Origin of the sequence: Frisingicoccus sp., assembly GCA_016298055.1 — a bacterium.
Classification (GTDB): Bacteria; Bacillota; Clostridia; order Lachnospirales; family Lachnospiraceae; genus Frisingicoccus.
This window is the reverse complement of sequence record JAEDDO010000175.1, coordinates 1-3,600: the sequence shown is the minus strand read 5'-3', so window position 1 is coordinate 3,600 and position 3,600 is coordinate 1. Positions and strand designations below refer to the sequence as shown.

Here is a 3,600-nt window from a genome sequence, read left to right as displayed (position 1 = left end):
GAATTGTCAATGAAAAAATTGCCTTTGATGATCTGTATGCTCTGTACAGATAAAGGGCGATGGCCGAAGATTTTTAACCATCGCCCGATATAAAATTATTTTAATGTATCCAATGCATAGAGTGCAGCTCCGACAGCACCTACAATTTCCGGTTCCGGACAGATATAAAGTCCGGATTGAATTTTCTCTTCTACAGCACGGACAACACCTGGATTTTTGGCCACACCGCCGGTCATCATAAAATCAGGTTCGAGACCGACACGTTTCATAAGAGAATAAGCTTTGTTGGCGATGGCCCGGCAGATTCCGTTGGCGATATCGGCTTCCTCTTTATTGTTGGCGATGAGTGAGATAACTTCTGATTCAGCGAATACAGTACACATGCTGGTGATTTCGATTTCTTCTGTCGATTTCAAAGCGGAAGGTCCGAGCTCATCGATGCCAATTTCAAGAGTGCGGGCGATGGCTTCAAGAAAACGGCCGGTTCCTGCAGCACATTTATCATTCATTACAAAGTCAATGACTTCGCCATTGGCATCCAGTTTAATTGCTTTACTGTCCTGTCCGCCAATATCAAGGATCGTACGGATTTTTGGATTAAAATAGTGGGCACCTCGACCGTGGCAACTGATTTCTGTAACATTCTCATCAGCGAAAGGGATGCTGACCCGACCGTATCCGGTAGATACGATCCAGGATATATCTTCTCTTTTAAGATTGGCTTTTTCGAGAACATCTGCCAGAATGCGTTCTGCACTTTCGCCGGATTTGGCTCCGGTGCGAAGTACTGAGAAAGCTTTTATATTGCGGTTAGTGTCCATAATGACAGCGTTAGTGGAAGTGGAACCGCTGTCGATACCAATAACGTACATTTGTTTATTGTCCTCCATTTTTCTGAAATTTTGTTTTAACTGTTTCTTTCGGTCATTGTCAGATTTTTGAATGGACTCCAAAAAGGCTTCCATTCGTGTCAGAATCTGGCCGTAGCTTTGAGTTGTGTTGTCTGTTTCCAACAGCAGCATTGGTTTATGAATAATTTCTTTCAGCCATGCATATTCATAGGAAAAATTATCGCAGAACTGAACGGTATGGTAGATAATACCGTCGGTGTTATCTGCATAATTTTGAATCAGCAGGTCACGATTGGCGGCTGTTTCCATGCGCATACATGGAAACTGGCTAAGAAGTCCACGGACATACCCGGTAAGGGGCTGATCTTTTTCATAAAGCAGTTTCCGGTCAAGCCCTGTACAGGTAATATCGAAGACGGCCTCAATACCGTGATCTTCAAGAATTTTATGAATGTTTTTATTGGCTCTGGCCCCAAGAATGCCGACACGGGTTTTGAATGCGGAAGAGTGGAGCTGTTTCCCTACGGATGCGGCCTGCAAGAGACATGCCAGGCGACTTTCCTCAAAATGAGTGCCGGAGAAAGCTTCGTAAGCGGCAATCATTTCCCGTACACGGATTTCGTAGAGAGCGATGCCGCCGTCCTTTGTGATGCGGGGAATATCAAGAATATAAATAAACTTATCCGGAAGCTTTTTCTTCAGGACATCATAAAGTCTTCGTATGCTGTCGCAGCAGGTTGTCAGAATGATACCTTCGTAATCTTTCTGGAGAACCTCTTCCAGAACACCTTTGGCAAAGCTGCACACATTCGGGTGCATGAGCGTATCTGCCTGATTAAAGCTGGTAACCTCCGGTTCAATACGTTCGGTTTTAATTCCCATTGATTCAAATATTTCAATCGGTGTGTATTTACAAATGTAACCAATCATTTTTTCGTCTCCTCAATCATTTCTAAAAAGGCTTCCAGACGGGTCTTAATCTGACCGTCGTGGCTGTTGCGCTGATCAACACCGTCTCCATCTAAAATAAGCATTGGTATATTGCGGCTTTTCATTGTTTCTTTTAAAAGAAGGCTTCCACCGGAGGCCTGTTTACAGCCCCAGTGACAGAAGTGGATGACAGCGTCCGGCTTGATCCAGTCTGCCATTTTGCCAATGGTTTCCGCTTTGTGGTCATAGGAACCGTTAAATACATTTTTAATCAGCTTTCGTGCTAAAGAATGAAAAGGATCTTCCGGATCCAGTGTATCTGTAAAGTCAATAATGATATCACTGGCGATGAGCTGATATTTCTCGTTGGTATTGAAATAGTGTTTCAAACTTTCCTGATAGTAGGGAATAAGATGGACCCACAGGATGCGTTTTCCCTTAAATTCCGGATAGGTCCGGATATCCTGATTCATAAAACGAATTAAATCAAGAAACTTTTGCGTTCCCATCAAAAGATGTGTTCCCATCATCAGATACAGATGGCTGATGAGTTCTCCGGGATAATAGTGTTTTTTGGAAAGTTCATAAAATTTAAGAAGCTCTTTACGGGTTTCATTCTCAATCCGAAGAGATTCTTTTAAAGTTTCGATATTGAATTTACGGCCCAGATGATCCTCCATATCCTGTACAAGATTTTCAAGCTGAGAAGCGAGATAGGCTACGGATGCGTCATCGTCTGTATATGGGATGTCGAGAAGTGTAAAAGGAACTGAATTTTTCTTTTTCAGATAACGGAATGTGTTCAGATTACCGTCGCAGGACAGGGACGTGGTGACGGCATAGGAAGCAGGTGGGACAACACCGCTTTCAACAGCCCCAATAAAGGTTTTGTGATAGGAGCATAAGGTGGGTGCAAAGCCCAGACTTTGAGCAAAGTCAATAAAAAAATCCTCCAGATGAAAGCCCGCCACATAACAGGAAAGACATTCGATGGAGAGCGTATTTAAGCCAAAGCTGTGAATCAGTTCACATGGAGCAAAGATATTTCCCCAGATATAGCTTTTATTATGGCTCAGCGAATCAGCCACAAGATGCATCATCATATCTTCCAGTTTTTGATAGCCCTTTGACAGATTTTTTCTGGGAAGATAGCGTGTTCTGAGACAATTGGCCTTAAATCCGAGAAGGATCTTATCCCATCCTTTTTCGGGTTCGGCTTCGGTTTTTTCTTTGACATATTGGATGTATTTGTCTGCTATATTCATGATAACCTCCCGGATGTTAAAATTAATTTACGCCTGTTTTATGAAATTTTGCTTGGCTCTGAACAGTTACAAATTATAGGTAATTTTTGATCTAAAGTCAAATCAAATAATTTTACAATTAGCATCTCTTTTGCTATAATAGCTATGGGAATATTATTATGAATAAATATAAAAGGGGGTTGTGTCATGTATCAGATAACCGTACAGACATATAACAAAAAAGGTAAAGAAATGGTGGATCATATTTCCATTCCGGTTGGAGACATGGATGATCCGGGATTTGATGATGCAATGCATCGGCTGACAGATCTGCTTTTTGGTCTTGATGTGGACTATGATGACATTGAAGGTGACGGCGATATTGTTGTAGATGATATGCTGATCTCGGCTTCGGAGAATGAACCTTTTGAAAAGACACTGGAAGGCAAAAAGCATATTTACAAAATTTGCGGAAAATAAGAGAAACACGGATTTTTATCAAATGTGTCTTATATCCCCATAGCTTTAGCTATGGGGATATAAGACACGTCCATCGAATTTACGCAAGTAATTGA

At 41.8% G+C, this 3,600-nt stretch carries 3 protein-coding genes; 1 reads left to right on the top strand and 2 read right to left on the bottom strand.

The annotated features are described in order from the left end of the window. Positions 1-95: 95 nt before the first annotated feature. Positions 96-1,781 (bottom strand): acyl-CoA dehydratase activase, encoded by a 1,686-nt coding sequence (locus tag QZZ35_RS10005; RefSeq protein ID WP_291237270.1) that lies wholly within the window; start codon positions 1,779-1,781, stop codon positions 96-98. After that, positions 1,778-3,046, bottom strand: a complete 1,269-nt coding sequence (locus QZZ35_RS10000; RefSeq protein WP_291237269.1) for a 2-hydroxyacyl-CoA dehydratase subunit D — start codon at positions 3,044-3,046, stop codon at positions 1,778-1,780. The genes QZZ35_RS10005 and QZZ35_RS10000 overlap by 4 nt, the downstream gene beginning before the upstream one ends. Positions 3,047-3,232: 186 nt before the next feature. On the opposite strand from QZZ35_RS10000, the gene QZZ35_RS09995 reads away from it, so the two are divergent. Further along, positions 3,233-3,505, top strand: a complete 273-nt coding sequence (locus tag QZZ35_RS09995; RefSeq protein WP_291237268.1) for a hypothetical protein — start codon at positions 3,233-3,235, stop codon at positions 3,503-3,505. Positions 3,506-3,600: the final 95 nt, after the last annotated feature.